This is a genomic window from Bacillus pretiosus, from assembly GCF_051294775.1.
GTDB classification, from domain to species: domain Bacteria; phylum Bacillota; class Bacilli; order Bacillales; family Bacillaceae_G; genus Bacillus_A; species Bacillus_A wiedmannii.
The window spans coordinates 1-287 of sequence record NZ_JBPPHF010000450.1; the positions used below are offsets into that span (position 1 = coordinate 1).

The window sequence follows — 287 nt, forward strand, 5'->3', positions numbered from 1 at the left end:
TTTCAAAACCATCCAATCGAACGATTTCAACCCAGTCCTTTACCTTGTCTTTTACATACTTATCTTTTAACGACAGATCTGCAGCAAAATTTTCTTCCACTGTTAACCACGGAAATAAACGATGTTCTTGAAAAATAAAACCTTGTTTTTTACTCGGTTTTACAATTTGCTCCCCATCGATGATATCTTCACCTTCAAATTCGTTATCTAACCCCGCAACAATTTTCAAAAGCGTACTTTTCCCACAACCACTCATGTCTCTTATATACATCTCCGAGCCCACGAGA

General features: G+C 37.3%; 1 protein-coding gene. It reads right to left on the bottom strand.

Annotation, left to right across the window (positions count from 1 at the left end; genetic code table 11):
- A partial coding sequence (locus tag ACSG5Z_RS31680) for an ATP-binding cassette domain-containing protein (protein WP_435712932.1) occupies positions 1 to 287 on the bottom strand: 287 nt, incomplete at both ends.